Source organism: Geodermatophilus pulveris, assembly GCF_900188375.1.
In the GTDB taxonomy this organism is placed as follows: domain Bacteria; phylum Actinomycetota; class Actinomycetes; order Mycobacteriales; family Geodermatophilaceae; genus Geodermatophilus; species Geodermatophilus pulveris.
Map to the genome: position 1 here is coordinate 288,045 of NZ_FZOO01000004.1, position 17,199 is coordinate 305,243.

Sequence of the window (17,199 nt, forward strand, 5' to 3'; positions counted from 1 at the left end):
GGGGCCCCGGGTCAGGCCGATCGGCCCAGCCGGGCCAGGACGCGGGTCTGCCGGTGGGCGTCCGCCGGCGGGTCCACGGCCGGCCGGCAGATGCCGCCCATGTGCAGGGCCGGGCGGGAGCCGTCGCCGCCGGCCGCGACGCGGTCCAGCTCCTCGTCGGTGAGCCGGTCGTCGGCGCGGACCGCGCGGGCCACGTCCCAGCGGTGCACCAGCACCTCCCGGACGTGGGACTGCACGAGCGCGGCACCCACGGTGGTCGGCCCGGAGAACCCGTCGAACGGCCGCGCGGGCACGGTGTCGTCGGACAGGGCCGTGGCCACCCGGGCCGCGTGCGCCCGCCAGGCGGCGGCCGGGTCGGCCGCCACGTCGGGTGCCCCGCCCAGGTCCCCGCCGTGGCTCCCGAGGAACTCCCGCTGCGTGCCGATCGGGTGCCCGACGACGTCGGCGGCCGACCACCCCGCGCAGGGCGACGGGCTCGTCCAGCGCCCGGCCGGCACGGCCGCCGACCGGCACGCGACGGCCACGCACGCCGCCGCGGCCGCCTTCGGCGACGCGCTGCGCCCGTTCCTCCCGGTCGACGCCGAGGGCGACCTGGTCGACCGGGTGGTGGCCTCCGCGAGGAGCACCCCGAGGTGACCCGGGTGGCCCAGGTCTGCGAGGGGTCCGGCCCGTCCGAGCGGGCGCTGCAGCGGCTGGCCGCCCGCCGGCTCGGGCTGACCCCGGAGTGGCCCGTGCAGCGCCGGCGGCTGCAGGAGGCCGCCGAGCGGCTGCGCAGCCCGCCGTCCGGCATCGGCGAGGTGGCGGCGGCGCTCGGCTACGCCGACCAGGCGCACCTCACCCGCGACTTCGCCCGCGTGACCGGCACCACGCCCGGCCGCTTCGCCGCCCGGCACGCCCCCGGGGCCGGTGCGGGCACTCCCTAGGCTGTCGGCCGTGCCGAGACTGCAGCTGCTGCCCGCCGTCGACGTCGCCGACGGCCGGGCCGTCCGCCTCGTGCAGGGGGAGGCCGGCAGCGAGACCTCCTACGGCGACCCGCTGGACGCCGCCCTGCAGTGGCAGTCCGACGGCGCGGAGTGGGTGCACCTGGTCGACCTCGACGCCGCATTCGGCCGGGGCAGCAACCGCGAGCTGCTGGCCCGGGTGGTCGGCGAGCTGGACGTCGACGTGGAGCTGTCCGGCGGCATCCGGGACGACGACTCGCTGGCCGCCGCGCTGGCCACCGGCTGCCGCCGGGTGAACCTCGGCACGGCGGCGCTGGAGTCGCCCGAGTGGTGCGCCCGGGCGATCGCCGAGCACGGGGACCGGATCGCCGTGGGCCTCGACGTCCGCGGCACCCGGCTGGCCGCCCGCGGCTGGACGAAGGAGGGCGGCGAGCTCTACGAGACCCTGGCCCGCCTGGACGCCGAGGGCTGCGCCCGCTACGTGGTCACCGACATCACCAAGGACGGCACGCTCCGCGGCCCCAACCTCGACCTGCTGCGCGAGGTCTGCGCGGCCACGCCGAAGCCGGTCGTCGCCTCGGGCGGGGTCAGCTCGCTCGACGACCTCCGCGCGCTCGCCGGCCTGACCGCGGTCGGCGTCGAGGGCGCGATCGTCGGCAAGGCCCTCTACGCGGGCGCGTTCACGCTGCCCGACGCGCTGCGGGTCACCGGGGAGGCGGCGTGAGCGGGCTCGCGGGCCCACCCGGGGGCGGAGCCGTCGTCCGGTTCGGCTCCGACGCCCCGTGGGAGGCGGTGGTCGGCTACAGCCGGGTCGTCGTGCACGGCGACATGGCCTGGGTGAGCGGCACGACGGCCACCGTCGACGGCGCCGTCGCCCACCCCGGGGACGCCGGCGCGCAGACCCGCCAGGCGCTGGCGACCGTGCAGCGGGCCCTGGAGCGGGCCGGGTTCACCCTCGCCGACGTCGTCCGCACCCGGCTGTACGTCACCGACATCGCCCGCTGGGAGGAGGTCGGCCGCGCCCACGGCGAGGTGTTCGGCGACATCCGGCCGGCCACCTCCTTGGTGCAGGTCGCGGCCCTGATCGACCCGGCCATGCTGGTCGAGGTGGAGGCCGACGCGGTGCGGCGGACCCCCGCATGAGCCTCGCGGTCCGCGTGGTCCCCTGCCTGGACGTGGACGCCGGCCGGGTGGTCAAGGGCGTGAACTTCGTCGACCTCCGGGACGCCGGCGACCCGGTGGAGATGGCCCGCGTCTACGACGCCGAGGGCGCCGACGAGCTGACCTTCCTCGACATCACGGCCAGCTCCGGCGACCGGGAGACCACCTACGACGTCGTCCGCCGGACCGCGGAGAGCGTGTTCATCCCGCTCACCGTCGGCGGCGGCGTGCGGTCGGTGCAGGACGTCGACCGGCTGCTGCGCGCCGGCGCGGACAAGGTCGCGGTCAACACCGCCGCGGTGGCGCGCCCGGAGCTGATCGCCGAGATCGCCGACCGCTTCGGCAACCAGGTGCTGGTGCTCAGCCTGGACGCCCGGCGCACCCGTGACGGCGCGGTCACCGACTCCGGCTTCGAGATCACCACGCACGGCGGGCGCCGCGGCACCGGCCGGGACGCCGTGGAGTGGGTGGTGCGGGCCGCGGAGCTCGGCGCCGGCGAGGTGCTGCTCAACTCCATGGACGCCGACGGCACCGAGGCCGGCTTCGACCTGGAGCTGATCCGCAGCGTGCGCCGCGAGGTCAGCGTGCCGGTCATCGCCAGCGGCGGGGCGGGGGAGACCGCGCACTTCCCGCCCGCGGTCGAGGCCGGAGCCGACGCGGTGCTGGCCGCCACCGTCTTCCACTTCGGCAAGCTGCGCATCGGCGACGTCAAGGACGCGCTGGCCGACGCCGGCGTCCCGGTGCGCCGGGAGGCCGACCACCCCCAGGGGTGACGGCTCAGCCGACGGCGACGCGCGCCACCTCGCGCCGGCCGGCGGCCCACAGGAGCAGCTCCAGCGGCTCGCCGGTCACCACCGTCTCCGGGGTCCCGCTGCCGGAGCGCTCCTCCGCGCCGGGCACGTCCCCGCGGCGCAGCACCAGCGCGCCGGGCACCGAGCCTGCGGCCAGCCGGCCGAAGAACACCGCGTTGCCCCACAGCCGGTCCTGCGCCTCCCGCGGCAGCGTCCGCGGCGCCCAGCCGGGCTGCGCGCGCCGGACGTCCTCGTGGTGGATGGCGTACTCGGCGGTGTCGACCAGCGCGGCCACCGGCGGCCAGGCGGTCGGCAGCCAGCGCGGCGGCCCCGAGCGCACCCGGACGACCAGGTCGGCGTAGCCGGTGGAGGCGCGCAGCCGGTCCTCCACCGCGTGCGACCAGGCCGCCAGCGGCCGGCCGACCCGCGTGGCCTCCAGTGCCAGGCCGGGCGCTGTGTCCGGGCGGCGGTCCCGGGTGACGAGGTGCGCGGCCAGGTGGGCGGTCGTCCAGCCCGCGCAGCACGTCGGCGCGTCCGGCCCGAGCTCCTCGAGGAGGTCGGCGAGCGCCGCGCGCTCGCTCGCGGCCAGCGTCCGGGAAGAGGGGGTCACCGCCCGGGGTTACCGATCGCGCGACCCCCGGAAACGGCAGGACGTCCTTAGCCCGCCTAAGTACAGTCGACGGGGCCGCCCCCGCACCACCCCCGAGGAGACCCGTGCCCACCCGCCGAGACGCCGTCGTCCGGCGAGGGATGCGCCACGTCGGGCGCGCGATCGTCGAGCAGCCGGGCATGTTCACCCTGGCCCTCGTGGCCAGCAGCCTCTACGGCGCCATGACCGTGGCCAGCGCCTACGTGCTGGGCGAGGTCGTCGACCGGGTCGTCCTGCCGGCGCTGGCCGACGGCGTCACCTCCACCGGCGCCCTCACCCTGGCCGCGGCCGCGATCCTCGGCGTCGCCGTCCTGAAGATCCTCGGCATCCTGGGCCGGCGGCTGTTCGCCGGCGTCATGAGCTACCGGCTGCAGGCCGAGTACCGCCGCCGGGTCACCGGCCAGTACCTGCGGCTGCCGCTGTCCTGGCACCAGCGCCACCCCACCGGGCAGCTGCTGTCCAACGCGAACTCCGACGTCGAGGCGGCCTGGTTCTTCGTCGCGCCACTGCCCTTCGCCTGCGGCGCAGTGGTGATGATCGGCATCACCGTGGTCGCGCTGGTGGCCACCGACCCGCTGCTCGCGCTGGTCGGCATGGTGGTCTTCCCGCTGGTGTTCGTGCTCAACGCGGTCTACTCGCAGGCCATGAGCCCGCGGATGCAGCGGGCCCAGCAGCTGCGCGCCGAGGTCAGCGAGATCGCCCACGAGAGCTTCGACGCCGCCCTGGTCGTCAAGACCCTCGGCCGGGAGGACGTCGAGACCCGCCGCTTCACCGGCCGCGCCGAGGAGCTGCGCGACGGGCTGATCGCCGTGGGCCGGGTGCGCGGGCTGTTCGACCCGCTGATGGAGGCGCTGCCCAACCTCGGCACGCTGGCCGTGCTGCTCATCGGTGCCACCCGCGTCGCCGAGGGCGCCACCGACGCCGGCGACCTGGTGTCCATCGCCTACCTGTTCACCCTGCTCGCCCTGCCGATCCGCGCCATCGGCTGGGTGCTGGCCGACCTGCCGCGCGCGCTGGCCGGCTTCGACCGGGTCACGCCGGTCCTGGACGCGACCGGCGAGACACCGCACGGCGCGCAGGCGGCGGTCACCGGCGCCGCCGGCGCCGGCCTGGGGCTGCGCGGCGTCGACTACGGCTTCGAGGGGGCGGCGCGGGCCACGCTGAGCGGTGTCACCTTCGACGTCGCCCCGGGCAGCACGGTCGCCGTCGTCGGGCCCACCGGGTCGGGCAAGTCCACGCTGGCCGGGCTGCTGGTCCGCCTCGTCGACCCGGCCACCGGCGAGGTGCTCCTGGACGGCGTGGACCTGCGCGCGCTGCGGGAGGGCGAGGTCAGCACCCAGGCGGCGTTCGTCCCGCAGGGGACCTTCCTGTTCGACGACACCGTGCGCGGCAACGTCACCCTCGGCGCGGACCTCCCCGACGAGCAGGTGTGGGCGGCGCTGGCCACCGCCGCCGCCGACGACTTCGTCCGCCGGCTGCCCGACGGCCTGGACACCCGGGTGGGCGAGCGCGGCGCCACGCTGTCCGGCGGGCAGCGGCAGCGGGTCGCGCTGGCCCGCGCGGTGGTCCGCCGTCCCCGGCTGCTCGTGCTCGACGACGCCACGAGCGCCGTCGACCCGGCCGTCGAGGCCCGCATCCTGGACGCCCTGCGCGGCGCCGAGCGGCCCTCGACCGTGGTCGTGGTCGCCTACCGGCAGGCCACCATCGCGCTGGCCGACGAGGTCGTGTGGCTGGTGGGCGGCCGGGTGCTCGCCCGCGGCAGCCACGAGCAGCTGCTGGCCGAGGTGCCCGGGTACGCGGCGCTCGTGCGCGCCTACGCGCAGACGGAGGTCGCCGCGTGAGCACCGCCGCGACCGCCCTCGACGAGCGGCACCGCGAGGAGGGCGCCTTCGCCACCCTGCGCCGGGGCCTGGCGATGATGCCGGAGTTCCGCCGCGGCCTGCCGGTGACCTTCGCCCTCGCGCTGGCGGCCACCGCCGGGCGGGTGGTCGTCCCGATCGCCGTCCAGCAGGTCATCGACCGCGGCCTGGCCGGCCCCGGCGGCCCGGACGCGGAGTTCGTCCGCACCGTGGTGCTGGTCTGCGCCGGCGTCGTCCTGCTCAACGTGCTGGCCGTCTACCGGATGAACGTCCGGCTGTTCCGGACGACGGAGACCGCGCTGGCCGGGCTGCGCACCCGGGCCTTCCGGCACGTGCACGACCTGTCGGTGCTGCACCAGCAGGGCCAGCGCCGCGGCTCGCTGGTCTCCCGGGTCACCAGCGACGTCGACCAGCTGTCCACGTTCATGCAGTGGGGCGGCGTGCTCGGCGTGATCAGCCTCGGGCAGCTGCTCGTGGCCACGGTGGTCATGGCCGTCTACTCCTGGCAGCTCACCCTCGTCGTCCTGGCGTGCTTCCTGCCCCTGGCCGCCGCCGTCCGGTACCTCGCCGCGCGGCTGGCGGTCGCCTACGGCGTGGTGCGCGAGCGGGTCGGCGACGTGCTGGCCGCGGTGTCCGAGGCCGTCGTCGGCGCCCCCACGGTGCGCGCCTACGGCATCCGGGAGCGCACCGCCGCCCGCCTGGACCGCGCCATCCAGCGGCACTACCGGGCCCAGGTGAAGGCCCAGCAGGTCACGGCCGCGGTGTTCGTCAGCGGCGAGTTCGTCGCCGCCGTCGCCAACGTCGCCGTGGTGGTCGCCGGCGTCCTGCTCGGCCTGGACGGCGACATCACGGCGGGCACCCTGGTCGCCTTCCTCTTCCTCGTCACGCTGTTCGTCGCGCCGGTGCAGATCGCCACCGAGGTGCTCAACGAGGGGCAGAACGCGATCGCCGGGTTCCGCCGGGTGCTCGACGTGCTGGAGACCGCGCCGGACGTGCGCGACCCCGCCGTCGCCGGCCCCGGGGAGGCCCGGCAGCTGCCGCACGCGCCGCTCGGGGTGCGTTTCGAGCACGTCAGCTTCCGCTACGCGCCGGGGGCGCGGCCCGCCCTGGAGGACGTCGACCTGGAGATCGCGCCGCGCCGCCGCGTCGCGGTCGTCGGCGAGACCGGGTCGGGCAAGACGACGTTCGCCAAGCTGGTCACCCGGCTCATGGACCCCACCGAGGGCCGGGTGCTGCTCGGCGACGACGACGCCGGCTGGGTGCCGCTGGACCGGGTCGCCTTCGCCTCGCTGCGCCAGCGGGTGGTGATGGTGCCCCAGGACGGCTTCCTGTTCGACGCCACCGTCGCCGACAACGTGCGCTACGGGCGCCCCGGCACCACCGACGCCGAGGTGCGCACCGCCCTGGAGGAGCTGGGCCTGGGCGACTGGGTGGCCGGGCTGCCCGAGGGCGTGGCCACCCGGGTCGGCCAGCGGGGGGACTCGCTGTCGGCGGGGGAGCGGCAGCTGGTCGCCGTCGCCCGCGCCTACGTCGCCGACCCCGACCTGCTGGTGCTCGACGAGGCCACCAGCGCCGTCGACCCGGCCACCGAGCGCCGGCTCACCCACGCCCTCGACCGGCTGACCGACGGCCGGACGACGCTGACCATCGCCCACCGGCTGTCCACCGCCGAGCGGGCCGACGAGGTGCTCGTCGTCGACGCCGGCCGGGTGGTGCAGCGCGGCACGCACGCCGACCTGGTCGACGCCGTCGGGCCCTATGCCCGGCTGCACGCCTCCTGGCGCCGCTCCTCGGCGGGGGAGCCCGCGCCCACGGCCTGACCTGCCGTCGTCGCGTCGCCGTCTCCGGGGCCTAGCCTGCGCAGGTGGCTCCACCCCGCGGGCGCGACCGCGCTCCCGACCTGCCCCCGTCGGACGCGAGCACGCCGCCGTCCGCGGTCGCCGCCGCGGCGCTGGGCGTCGTCGGGGCGCTCCCGACCGGCTTCCTCGCCGTCGTCGCGGTCGCCCTCGGCGGGGTGACCGCGGACGCCGGGTCCGACCCGTGGGCCTACCTGCTCGTCGTCGTGCCGCTGGTCCAGGTGTCGGCCGCCGCCTGGCTGCTGGCCCGCCGCGGCTGGCTGCCGACGGTGCTCGCCCTGGTCCCGGTCGCGGTGCTGGCCGGCGTGGTGGTCTGGACGGCCGCCCGCACCGAGGAGGCCGGGAACCCGGCCCTGCCGCTGCTGCTCCTGCTCGCCCCGGGCCTGGCCGCGGCGCTGGCGGCCACCCCGCGGGTGCGCCGGTGGGTGCGGGGACGGCCCGGCCGCGGCCGCTGACGTCCGGCCCGCGCGGCGCCGGCCGACCTACGCTGCCGGGCATGGCGAACCCCGCCCCGCGCAACCGGGCGGCCGCTGCCCGTCCCGTTCGCCGCCGCCGTCCTGGTTGCCGCCGAGTACCTGTGGCTGGGCTGGCTGCTGCGCGCCCCGGGGGTGGCCCCGGTCGGGTCGGCCGTCCCGGTGGCCCTGGCGGTCGTCGCGCTGGCCGGCGCGCTGGGCCTCGGCGCGGTCACCGGCCAGCAGCTGGTGCTGCTCGTCGGGCCGGCCGGCTGCCTGGCGCCGGCCACCCGCCGCCCGGTGCGCGCCTGGACCCGACCCGCCCGGGCGACGCCCGCCGCGGACCGGGGCCGCTCCACGCAGCGCACCGGCTAGCGTGCTCTGCGTGACGGACACCGACGTCGTCGTGGTCGGGGCGGGGCTGGCCGGGCTGGTCGCCGCCGCGGAGCTGGCCGACGCCGGCCGGCGGGTGGTCCTGCTCGACCAGGAGCCCGAGCAGTCCCTCGGCGGGCAGGCGTGGTGGTCCTTCGGCGGGCTGTTCCTCGTCGACTCGCCCGAGCAGCGCCGGCTGCGGGTCCGCGACTCCCTGGAGCTCGCCCGGCAGGACTGGGCCGGCACCGCGTCCTTCGACCGGCCGGAGGACCACTGGCCGCGGGCGTGGGCCGAGGCCTACCTCCAGTTCGCCGCGGGGGAGAAGCGGGCCTGGCTGCGCGAGCAGGGCATCGGGCTGTTCCCGGTGGTCGGCTGGGCCGAGCGCGGCGGCTACACCGCCACCGGCCACGGCAATTCGGTGCCCCGCTTCCACATCGTCTGGGGCACCGGGCCCGGCATCGTCGCGCCGTTCGAACGCCGCGTGCGGGCCGCCGCCGAGCGGGGCGTGCTGCAGCTGCGGTTCCGCCACCGCGTCGACGAGCTGGTCGTCACCGGCGGCGCGGTCACCGGCGTCCGCGGCACCGTGCTCGAGCCCAGCGACGCCCCCCGCGGCGCGGCCAGCTCCCGGACCGCCGTCGGCGACTTCGAGGTCACCGCCCAAGCCGTGGTGGTCACCTCCGGCGGCATCGGCGGAGACCACGACCTGGTCCGGCGCAACTGGCCCGCGCGGCTGGGCCCGCCGCCGCGGCGGCTGCTGTCCGGGGTGCCGGCGCACGTCGACGGCCGGATGCTGCGGGTGGCCGAGGACACCGGCGCCAGCGTGGTCAACGCCGACCGGATGTGGCACTACACCGAGGGCGTCACCAACCACTCACCGGTCTGGCAGCGGCACGGCATCCGGATCCTGCCCGGCCCCTCGTCGCTGTGGCTGGACGCCACCGGCCGGCGGCTGCCGGTGCCGCTGTTCCCCGGCTTCGACACCCTCGGCACGCTGGCCCACATCGGCCGGACCGGGCACGAGCACACCTGGTTCCTCGCCACGCACAAGATCGTGGCGAAGGAGTTCGCGCTCTCGGGCTCCGAGCAGAACCCCGACCTCACCGGCAAGGACGTCAGGCTGCTGGTCGGCCGGGTCAAGGCCGGCGTCGCCGGCCCCGTGCAGGCATTCCTGGACGACGGCGAGGACTTCGTCGTCGCGCGCACCCTGCCCGAGCTGGTCGCCGGGATGAACCGGGTCACCGGCGGCACCCCCGAACTGGCGCTGGCCGACGTCGAGCGCGAGGTCGTGGCCCGCGACCGCGAGGTCGCGCACCCCTTCACCAAGGACCTGCAGGTCACCGCGATCCGCGGCGCCCGCAACTACCTCGGCGACAAGCTGATCCGCGTGGCCCCGCCGCACCGGCTGCTCGACCCCGAGGCCGGGCCGCTGATCGCGGTCCGGCTGGGCGTGCTCACCCGCAAGACGCTCGGCGGGCTGGAGACCGACCTGTCCGGCCGGGTGCTGCGGCCCGGCGGGGAGGTCCTCCCCGGGCTCTGGGCCGCCGGTGAGGTCGCCGGCTTCGGCGGCGGCGGCATGCACGGCCACCGCTCGCTGGAGGGGACCTTCCTCGGCGGCTGCCTCTTCTCCGGCCGGGTCGCGGGCCGGGCGCTGGCGGCTGCGCTGTGACGGGCCTCGGTGGCCATCCGCTGAGCGGCGCGGTCCCGGGCCCCTGGGCGGACCCGGCCACGGAGACCGAGCCCGGCGCCCCCTACGCCGGTCCGCCGCCGACGAGGCCGCCCTGGAGCGCGGGCGCCGGCCGGCCCCACCCGGCGCCCGCGTACGGCGCCTCGCCCTGGCCCTCGCCCTGGCCCTCGCCCTGGCCCCCGCCCTGGCCCCCGCCCTGGCCGCCGGCAGCGGCCCGACCGCGGCGGCCCGGGCAGGTCGTCGCCGCGGCGGTGCTCGTCCTCGTGCAGGCCGCCGGGGTGGCGCTGGTGACCGCCTACCTGCAGCTCCTGGCGTCGGTGCTGTCCGCGGCCGTCGGCCGGCCCGGGTTCCCGGCCGGCGCTGCCGTGCTGGTCGCCGAGGCCGGCACGCTCGCCGTCGTGCAGCTGGTCTCGGTCGTCCTGCTGGTCACCGCCGGGGCTCTCGCGCTGGCGACCCGCCGTCCGGTGGCCCGCTGGTCGCTGGTCGCGGCCTCCGGCCTGCAGCTGGCCCTGGCCGCCTACTGGGCCGTGCGCCTGGTGGCCCTGCTGGACGGCGGCGCGGCCGTGCTGGCGCTCCTCGTCGTCGTCGCGGCGGCGGCCCCGGCGGCCGCGCTGGGGCTGTCGGTCGGAGCGCCGGCGCGGGCCTGGTTCGCCGGCTCGCCCACGGGGGGCGGCCCGCCGCACCGGTGACCCGGCCGGCGGCGCGCGGGTGGGACGATCGGGGGCGTGTCCGCCGCCCCCGCCGCCGAGCCCGCCCTGGACCCCGAGGTCGCCGCCCTGCTGCGCCGCGACCCCGCCGGCCTGGTCGCCGCCGTCGTCCAGCAGCACGACACCGGCGAGGTGCTCATGGTCGCCTGGATGGACGACGAGGCGCTGCGCCGCACGCTGACCACCGGCCGGGCCACCTACTGGTCGCGCAGCCGGGGCGAGTACTGGGTGAAGGGCGAGACCTCCGGGCACCGGCAGTGGGTCCGCGACGTCCGGCTGGACTGCGACGGCGACGCGCTGCTGGTCGTCGTCGACTCCGACGGCCCGGCCTGCCACACCGGCACGCGGTCCTGCTTCTCCCGCGAGCTGGGGGTCACCCGTGCGGCTCGGTGAGACCACCCCGTCGCGGGAGGACTTCGCGGCCCTCGACCAGGCGGTGGTGCCGGTCACCCGCCGGCTGCTGGCCGACGGCGAGACGGCGGTCGGCGTGTACCGCAAGCTCGCCGGCAACCGGCCCGGCACGGTATTGCTGGAGTCCGCCGAGCAGGGCAAGCAGTGGAGCCGGTACAGCTTCGTCGGGGTGCGCAGCGCCGGGGTGCTCACCGAGCGGAACGGCGCCGCGCTGTGGCTGGGCGAGCACCTGCCCGGGCTCACCGACGACCTGCCGGCCGACCCGCTGGCCGCCGTCCGCACCCTGGCCCGCCGGCTGCGCTCGCCGCGCCGCCCCGACCTGCCCCGGCTGACCGGCGGGCTGGTCGGCTACCTCGGCTACGACGTCGTCCGGCGGCTGGAGCGGCTGCCGGAGACCAGCACCGACGACCTCGGCATGCCGGAGCTGGCGCTCATGCTGGTCACCGACCTCGCCGTGCTCGACCACCACGACGGCACGGTGCTGCTCATCGCCAACGCCGTGCGCGGCGCCGGGGGCTACGACGACGCGGTCACCCGGCTGGACGCCATGGCCGCCGACCTCACCAAGGCCGGCCCGACCGGGGTGGCCGCCTTCGCCACCGCCGAGCCGCCGCCCGTGCACAGCAACACGACGCCCGGGGCCTACCGGGACGGCGTGGAACGCATCCGCGAGCACATCCGGGCCGGCGACGCCTTCCAGGTGGTGCTCGCCCAGCGCTTCGAGGTGGCCACCGGCGTCGAGGCGCTGGACCTCTATCGGGTGCTGCGGGCGACCAACCCCTCCCCGTACATGTACCTGTTGCGCTTCGCCGGCCGCGAGTCGCCGTTCGAGGTCGTCGGGTCCTCGCCGGAGGCGCTGGTGACGGTGACCGGCAGCTCGGCCGTCGTCCACCCGCCGGCCGGGACCCGCCCGCGCGGGGCGACCCCGGAGGAGGACGTGCGGCTGGCCGAGGGCCTGCTGGCCGACCCCAAGGAGCGCGCCGAGCACGTGATGCTGGTCGACCTGGCCCGCAACGACCTCGGCCGGGTGTGCGTGCCCGGCTCGGTCGAGGTGCCCGACTTCATGCGCATCGAGCACTACAGCCACGTCATGCACCTGGTGTCCACCGTGGCCGGCGAGGTCGCGCCCGAGTGGGACGCCCTCGACGTGTTCGACGCGACCTTCCCCGCCGGCACCGTGTCCGGGGCGCCCAAGCCGCGCGCGATGGAGATCATCGAGTCGCTGGAGCCCACCCGGCGGGCGCTCTACGCCGGGACGGTGGGCTACGTGGACGCCAGCGGGGACATGGACATGGCCATCGCCATCCGGACGGCGGTGCTGCACGGCGGCCGGGCCTACGTGCAGGCCGGGGCCGGGATCGTCGCCGACAGCGACCCGGCCACCGAGGAGGCCGAGACCCGCCACAAGGCCCGCGCGGTGCTCTCGGCGATCGCGACGGCGGAGGGGATGCGGGAGCTCCCGTGACGGGGACGGCCCGCCGGGAGCTCGCCGCGGCCGCCGCCGGCGCGGCGGCGGCCGGGGGCCTGGCGCTGTCCGCCGGGGGCCGGACCTGGGTGGCCGCGACCGTCACCCGCCCGGTGCCGCTGCCCCCCGTCGCCGAGCAGCTCACCGGGGCCGAACTGGCCCCGCTGGTCCCCGCCGGCGGGCTGCTGCTGCTGGCGGCCGCGGCGGCGCTGCTCGCCGTCCGCAGCGCCGGGCGGGTGCTGGTCGGCCTGCTGGCCGCGGTCACCGGCGGCGTGCTGGGCTGGTCGGGCCTGCGCACGCTGCTCACCGACGCGGGCGCCACGGCCGCCGGGGCGCTGGCCACGGCGCCGGGCAGCACGACCACCGCGACGGTGCAGGCCGCCTGGCCGGCGCTGGCCGTCGTGGCCGGCCTGCTGGCGACGGCGGCCGGCCTGCTCACCGTGCTGCGCGGGCGCGGCTGGCCCGGCCTGGGCCGCCGGTACGAGCGCCCCGCCGCGGCGCGGGCCGCCCCGCGGCGGGAGCGGACCGACGAGGACCGGGCGCTGGACGCCTGGCGGGCCCTCGACCGCGGGGAGGACCCCACCGAGGAGCGGACCGAACACCGTTGAGTACCCGCGCCGGGGCGGGCCACACCCACCGGAGGGGGAGGGTGTTGCCCCCGCGGTCGGCGGGGGAGCTGCCGCCTCTAGAGTTGGTCCACGGATCGGGTCCCGGCCGGGGCCGCGCCCCGAGGTGGTCCGACACGGCCCGGCGGGCGGAGGACGAGCAGCACCGGGAGGACTCGTGTCCGTGCTCGACGAGATCGTCGCCGGCGTCCGTGAGGACCTGGCCGCGCGGGAGGCGAGCACCCCGCTGGCGGAGATCAAGGCCGCCGCGGCAGCGGCCCGCCCGCCCGTCGACGCCCTGGCCGCGCTGCGCGCCCCCGGCGTCGGCGTCATCGCCGAGGTCAAGCGGCAGAGCCCGTCCAAGGGCGCGCTCGCCGACATCCCCGACCCCGCGGTGCTCGCCCGCCAGTACGCCGACGGCGGCGCGCGGGTCATCAGCGTGCTGACCGAGCGGCGCCGCTTCGGCGGGGGGCAGGCCGACCTGGACGCCGTCCGCGCGGCCGTCGACGTCCCGGTGCTGTGCAAGGACTTCGTCGTCACCAGCTACCAGGTGCACGAGGCGCGCGCGCACGGCGCCGACGTCGTCCTGCTCATCGTCGCCGCGCTGGAGCAGAACGCGCTGGTCGGCCTGCTGGAGCGGGTGGAGTCCCTGGGCATGACCGCGCTGGTCGAGGTGCACACCGAGGCCGAGGCCGACCGGGCGCTCGCCGCCGGCGCCGCGGTGATCGGCGTCAACGCCCGCGACCTCACCACCCTGGAGGTGGACCGCTCCACCTTCGAGCGGATCGCGCCCGGGCTGCCGTCCGGGGTGGTCAAGGTCGCCGAGTCCGGCGTCCGCGGGCCGCACGACCTCATCTCCTACGCCGCCGCCGGGGCCGACGCCGTCCTCGTCGGCGAGGGCCTGGTCACCGCCGGCGACGCCCGCCAGGCGGTCGCCGACCTGGTCACGGCCGGGGCGCACCCGGCCACCCCGCACACCCCCCGCTGACCCGGCCTCCGTGCAGGGGCCCGCGGCGAGCCTGCGAGCCGTGGGGGGCACGGAGGTCCCTACGCTGGGGCCATGACCACCAGCGCCGTCCGCCCGCCCGAGCAGCGACTCGAGCCGACGCGCCCGAGCTGGCCGGACGCCACCGGGCACTTCGGGGTCTTCGGTGGCCGCTTCGTGCCCGAGGCGCTGATCGCCGCCCTCGACGAGCTGACCGAGGCCTACCGCGCGATGCGCGCCGACCCGGCCTTCACCGCCGAGTTCGCCGCGCTGCAGCGGGACTACACCGGCCGGCCGAGCCCGATCACCGAGGTGCCGCGGTTCGCCGAGCACGCGGGCGGCGCGCGCATCTGGCTCAAGCGCGAGGACCTCAACCACACCGGCTCGCACAAGATCAACAACGTGCTGGGCCAGGCGCTGCTGACCCGGCGGATCGGCAAGCAGCGGGTCATCGCGGAGACCGGGGCGGGGCAGCACGGCGTGGCCACCGCGACCGCGGCGGCGCTCATGGGGCTGTCCTGCACGATCTACATGGGCGAGGAGGACACCCGCCGCCAGGCGCTCAACGTCGCCCGGATGCGGCTGCTCGGCGCCGAGGTCGTGCCGGTCACCACCGGCTCGCGCACCCTCAAGGACGCCATCAACGAGGCCTTCCGCGACTGGGTCACCAACGTGGAGACGACGAACTACGTCTTCGGCACCGTCGCCGGCCCGCACCCGTTCCCGGAGATGGTCCGCGACTTCCAGCGGGTCATCGGCGACGAGGCCCGCGCCCAGCTCCTCGAGCGGGAGGGCCGGCTGCCCGACGCGGTGCTGGCCTGCGTCGGCGGCGGGTCCAACGCGATCGGCATCTTCACCGCCTTCGTGCCCGACGCGGGCGTGCGGCTGGTCGGCCTGGAGGCCGGGGGCGACGGCGTGGCCACCGGCCGGCACGCGGCCAGCATCACCGGCGGGACGCCGGGGGTGCTGCACGGCGCCCGGTCCTACCTGCTGCAGGACGACAACGGCCAGACCGTCGAGTCGCACTCGATCAGCGCCGGCCTGGACTACCCGGGCGTGGGCCCCGAGCACTCCCACCTGCACGACATCGGCCGGGCGGAGTACCGGCCGGTCACCGACGCCGAGGCCATGGAGGCCTTCGCGCTGCTGTGCCGCACCGAGGGCATCATCCCGGCCATCGAGTCCGCGCACGCGCTGTCCGGGGCGCTGACGCTGGGCCGGGAGCTCGGGCCGGATGCCGTGCTGCTGGTCAACCTGTCCGGCCGCGGTGACAAGGACGTCGAGACGGCCAGCGCCTGGTTCCACCTCGGTGACCGCGGCGCGCCGACCGACTCCGACGACCGCGCCGTGGAGGCCGGCCGGGGCGCCGACCCCGGCCCGGGCCTGGACACCGACCAGCGGCCCACCGAGGGCGCGGTGACCAGCGGCGACGCGGTCCCCGGGCAGCGGGCGGGGGAGCAGGCGTGAGCGGCCTGCGGGAGGTCGTCGCCGGGGCCCGCGCGGAGGGTCGCGCGGCGCTGGTCGCCTACCTCCCGGTGGGCTACCCGGACGTGGACGCCTCGATCTCGGCCATGGTCGCCGCGGTCGAGGGCGGCGCGGACGTCGTCGAGGTCGGCGTCCCGTACAGCGACCCCGGCATGGACGGGCCGGTCATCCAGCAGGCCGTCGACCCGGCCGTGCGCGCCGGCGTCGGCATGCCCGCCGTGCTGCGCGCCGTCGAGGCGGTCGCCGCGGCTGGCGCGGTGCCGGTGGTCATGAGCTACTGGAACCCGATCGAGCGCTACGGCGTCGACCGGTTCGCCGTCGACCTCGCCGCCGCCGGGGGGGCCGGCGCCATCACCCCCGACCTCATCCCCGACGAGGCCGGCCCGTGGCTGGCCGCGTCGGGCACCCACGACCTCGACCGGGTGTTCCTCGTCGCCCCGTCGTCCACCGACGCCCGGCTGGCCGCCACCGTCGCGGCCTGCCGCGGGTTCGTCTACGCCGCCTCCACGATGGGCGTCACCGGCACCCGGGCCACCGTGGGCGACGCCGCCGGGAGGCTGGTCGCGCGCACCCGCGCGGTCACCGACCTGCCGGTCTGCGTGGGCCTCGGGGTGTCCGACGGGGACCAGGCCGCCGAGGTCGCCGGCTTCGCCGACGGCGTCATCGTCGGGTCGGCCTACGTGCGCGAGCTGCTCGAGGGCCGGGGCGCCGAGGGGGTCCGCCGGCTGTCGGAGGACCTCGCCGCCGGGGTGCGCCGCCCGGTCGCCGTCCCGTGACCGTGCTGGCCGCGATCCCGAGCCCCACCCAGGCCGTCTGGGAGCTGGGCCCGCTGCCGCTGCGCGCCTACGCGCTGTGCATCATCGCCGGCATCGTCGCGGCCGCCTGGCTCACCGAGCGCCGCTGGGTGGCCCGGGGCGGCGCGCCCGGTGACGTCCTGGACATCGCGGTGTGGGCGGTGCCGTTCGGGATCGTCGGCGGCCGGCTCTACCACGTGGTCAGCAGCCCGCGACCCTACTTCGGGGAGGGCGGCGACCCGCTGCGCGCGCTGGCCGTCTGGGAGGGCGGCCTGGGCATCTGGGGCGCGGTCGCCCTCGGCGGGGTGGGTGCCTGGATCGCCTGCCGCCGCCGTGGCATCCCGCTGCCGGCGTTCGCCGACGCGCTGGCCCCCGGGCTGCTCGTGGCCCAGGCCGTCGGCCGGGTGGGCAACTGGTTCAACAACGAGCTCTACGGCCGGGTCACCGACCTGCCCTGGGCGCTCACCATCCACGAGTGGACCGGCACGGAGGCCGTCGTCGGCGCCGACGGGCAGCCGGTGGTGCTGGGCACCTTCCACCCCACGTTCCTCTACGAGATGCTGTGGAACCTGGCCGCGGCCGCCGTGGTGGTCTGGGCCGACCGGCGCTTCCGGCTCAGCCACGGGCGGGCCTTCGCCCTCTACGTCGCCCTCTACTGCGCCGGCCGGCTGTGGATCGAGCTGCTGCGCACCGACCCCGCCGAGACCATCGGCGGCGTCCGGCTCAACGTCTACACCTCCGTCGTCGTCGGCCTGCTGGCCGTCGCGTACCTGGTCTGGCAGCGCGGCCGGCCCCGCGAGGTGGTCACCCGGGGGCAGGCGGCCGCCGGCACCGGCCTGCACGCACCGGACGAGGGCGACTCCGCCCCGGCAGTGGCGCCCGGCGCGGCCGAGGCCCGCGACGGCGAAGACCCTGGTGGGGACGGCGGCCGGCGACACCCCGGCGCCTGAGGACGGCGCGCCGCCGGTCCCGTCCGCCCGTA

The 17,199-nt window shown here is 77.5% G+C and carries 20 protein-coding genes; 18 read left to right on the forward strand and 2 right to left on the reverse strand.

All coding sequences use genetic code 11. From position 1 onward, the window contains the following. Positions 1 to 11: 11 nt before the first annotated feature. Positions 12 to 524, reverse strand: a complete 513-nt coding sequence (locus tag CHB98_RS21115; RefSeq protein WP_143425059.1) for a maleylpyruvate isomerase family mycothiol-dependent enzyme — start codon at positions 522 to 524, stop codon at positions 12 to 14. On the opposite strand from CHB98_RS21115, the gene CHB98_RS22350 reads away from it, so the two are divergent. From CHB98_RS22350 to hisF, 5 genes are read left to right on the forward strand one after another with little or no spacing between them, the layout of a single operon-like run. Then, the gene (locus CHB98_RS22350; RefSeq protein WP_245821091.1) at positions 418 to 636 is read left to right on the forward strand and encodes a hypothetical protein; all 219 of its coding nucleotides are present in this window, start codon (positions 418 to 420) and stop codon (positions 634 to 636) included. The two genes, CHB98_RS21115 and CHB98_RS22350, sit on opposite strands and share 107 nt — an antisense overlap. After that, the gene (locus CHB98_RS22355) at positions 633 to 923 is read left to right on the forward strand and encodes a helix-turn-helix transcriptional regulator (protein WP_245821062.1); all 291 of its coding nucleotides are present in this window, start codon (positions 633 to 635) and stop codon (positions 921 to 923) included. Before CHB98_RS22350 ends, CHB98_RS22355 begins: the two co-directional genes overlap by 4 nt. A gap of 10 nt (positions 924 to 933) precedes the next feature. Beyond that, a complete protein-coding gene (gene priA, locus CHB98_RS10560) occupies positions 934 to 1,665 on the forward strand; it encodes a bifunctional 1-(5-phosphoribosyl)-5-((5-phosphoribosylamino)methylideneamino)imidazole-4-carboxamide isomerase/phosphoribosylanthranilate isomerase PriA (RefSeq protein ID WP_089305545.1) in 732 nt (243 codons plus the stop codon). Continuing rightward, complete coding sequence (locus CHB98_RS10565; protein WP_089305546.1) at positions 1,662 to 2,084, forward strand: RidA family protein; 423 nt, start codon at positions 1,662 to 1,664, stop codon at positions 2,082 to 2,084. Before priA ends, CHB98_RS10565 begins: the two co-directional genes overlap by 4 nt. Beyond that, on the forward strand, positions 2,081 to 2,875 hold the full coding sequence (gene hisF, locus CHB98_RS10570; protein WP_089305547.1) for an imidazole glycerol phosphate synthase subunit HisF: 795 nt from the start codon (positions 2,081 to 2,083) through the stop codon (positions 2,873 to 2,875). Before CHB98_RS10565 ends, hisF begins: the two co-directional genes overlap by 4 nt. A gap of 4 nt (positions 2,876 to 2,879) precedes the next feature. Here hisF and CHB98_RS10575 read toward each other — a convergent pair whose 3' ends face one another. After that, positions 2,880 to 3,503 carry a TIGR03085 family metal-binding protein gene (locus CHB98_RS10575; RefSeq protein ID WP_089305548.1) on the reverse strand — a complete coding sequence of 208 codons (624 nt, stop codon included), beginning with the start codon at positions 3,501 to 3,503 and terminating at the stop codon, positions 2,880 to 2,882. A gap of 104 nt (positions 3,504 to 3,607) precedes the next feature. Between CHB98_RS10575 and CHB98_RS10580 the strand changes: the two genes are divergently transcribed. From CHB98_RS10580 to lgt, 13 genes are all read left to right on the forward strand, one after another. Next, positions 3,608 to 5,383, forward strand: coding sequence for an ABC transporter ATP-binding protein (locus CHB98_RS10580; protein ID WP_245821063.1), 1,776 nt, complete (start codon positions 3,608 to 3,610; stop codon positions 5,381 to 5,383). Continuing rightward, positions 5,380 to 7,221: an ABC transporter ATP-binding protein gene (locus CHB98_RS10585; protein WP_245821064.1), complete on the forward strand. Its 1,842-nt coding sequence runs from the start codon at positions 5,380 to 5,382 to the stop codon at positions 7,219 to 7,221. The genes CHB98_RS10580 and CHB98_RS10585 overlap by 4 nt, the downstream gene beginning before the upstream one ends. A gap of 44 nt (positions 7,222 to 7,265) precedes the next feature. After that, the gene (locus CHB98_RS10590) at positions 7,266 to 7,712 is read left to right on the forward strand and encodes a hypothetical protein (RefSeq protein WP_089305549.1); all 447 of its coding nucleotides are present in this window, start codon (positions 7,266 to 7,268) and stop codon (positions 7,710 to 7,712) included. Positions 7,713 to 7,865: 153 nt separating this feature from the next. Beyond that, a complete protein-coding gene (locus tag CHB98_RS10595) occupies positions 7,866 to 8,084 on the forward strand; it encodes a hypothetical protein (protein WP_089305550.1) in 219 nt (72 codons plus the stop codon). 10 nt (positions 8,085 to 8,094) lie between these two features. Continuing rightward, on the forward strand, positions 8,095 to 9,747 hold the full coding sequence (locus tag CHB98_RS10600) for an FAD-binding dehydrogenase (protein WP_089305716.1): 1,653 nt from the start codon (positions 8,095 to 8,097) through the stop codon (positions 9,745 to 9,747). A 269-nt stretch (positions 9,748 to 10,016) separates the two neighbouring features. Then, positions 10,017 to 10,454, forward strand: a complete 438-nt coding sequence (locus CHB98_RS10605) for a hypothetical protein (protein WP_089305551.1) — start codon at positions 10,017 to 10,019, stop codon at positions 10,452 to 10,454. A 36-nt stretch (positions 10,455 to 10,490) separates the two neighbouring features. Then, positions 10,491 to 10,865: a phosphoribosyl-AMP cyclohydrolase gene (hisI, locus tag CHB98_RS10610; RefSeq protein ID WP_089305552.1), complete on the forward strand. Its 375-nt coding sequence runs from the start codon at positions 10,491 to 10,493 to the stop codon at positions 10,863 to 10,865. Next, positions 10,852 to 12,348 (forward strand): anthranilate synthase component I, encoded by a 1,497-nt coding sequence (locus CHB98_RS10615; protein WP_089305553.1) that lies wholly within the window; start codon positions 10,852 to 10,854, stop codon positions 12,346 to 12,348. Before hisI ends, CHB98_RS10615 begins: the two co-directional genes overlap by 14 nt. Continuing rightward, positions 12,345 to 12,956, forward strand: a complete 612-nt coding sequence (locus CHB98_RS10620; protein WP_089305554.1) for a Trp biosynthesis-associated membrane protein — start codon at positions 12,345 to 12,347, stop codon at positions 12,954 to 12,956. The genes CHB98_RS10615 and CHB98_RS10620 overlap by 4 nt, the downstream gene beginning before the upstream one ends. A 175-nt stretch (positions 12,957 to 13,131) precedes the next feature. Next, on the forward strand, positions 13,132 to 13,941 hold the full coding sequence (trpC, locus tag CHB98_RS10625; RefSeq protein ID WP_089305555.1) for an indole-3-glycerol phosphate synthase TrpC: 810 nt from the start codon (positions 13,132 to 13,134) through the stop codon (positions 13,939 to 13,941). Positions 13,942 to 14,013: 72 nt separating this feature from the next. After that, on the forward strand, positions 14,014 to 15,405 hold the full coding sequence (gene trpB, locus CHB98_RS10630; RefSeq protein WP_089305556.1) for a tryptophan synthase subunit beta: 1,392 nt from the start codon (positions 14,014 to 14,016) through the stop codon (positions 15,403 to 15,405). Then, positions 15,402 to 16,199, forward strand: coding sequence for a tryptophan synthase subunit alpha (gene trpA, locus CHB98_RS10635; RefSeq protein WP_089305557.1), 798 nt, complete (start codon positions 15,402 to 15,404; stop codon positions 16,197 to 16,199). The genes trpB and trpA overlap by 4 nt, the downstream gene beginning before the upstream one ends. Continuing rightward, positions 16,196 to 17,167 carry a prolipoprotein diacylglyceryl transferase gene (lgt, locus tag CHB98_RS10640; RefSeq protein WP_089305558.1) on the forward strand — a complete coding sequence of 324 codons (972 nt, stop codon included), beginning with the start codon at positions 16,196 to 16,198 and terminating at the stop codon, positions 17,165 to 17,167. Before trpA ends, lgt begins: the two co-directional genes overlap by 4 nt. Positions 17,168 to 17,199: the final 32 nt, after the last annotated feature.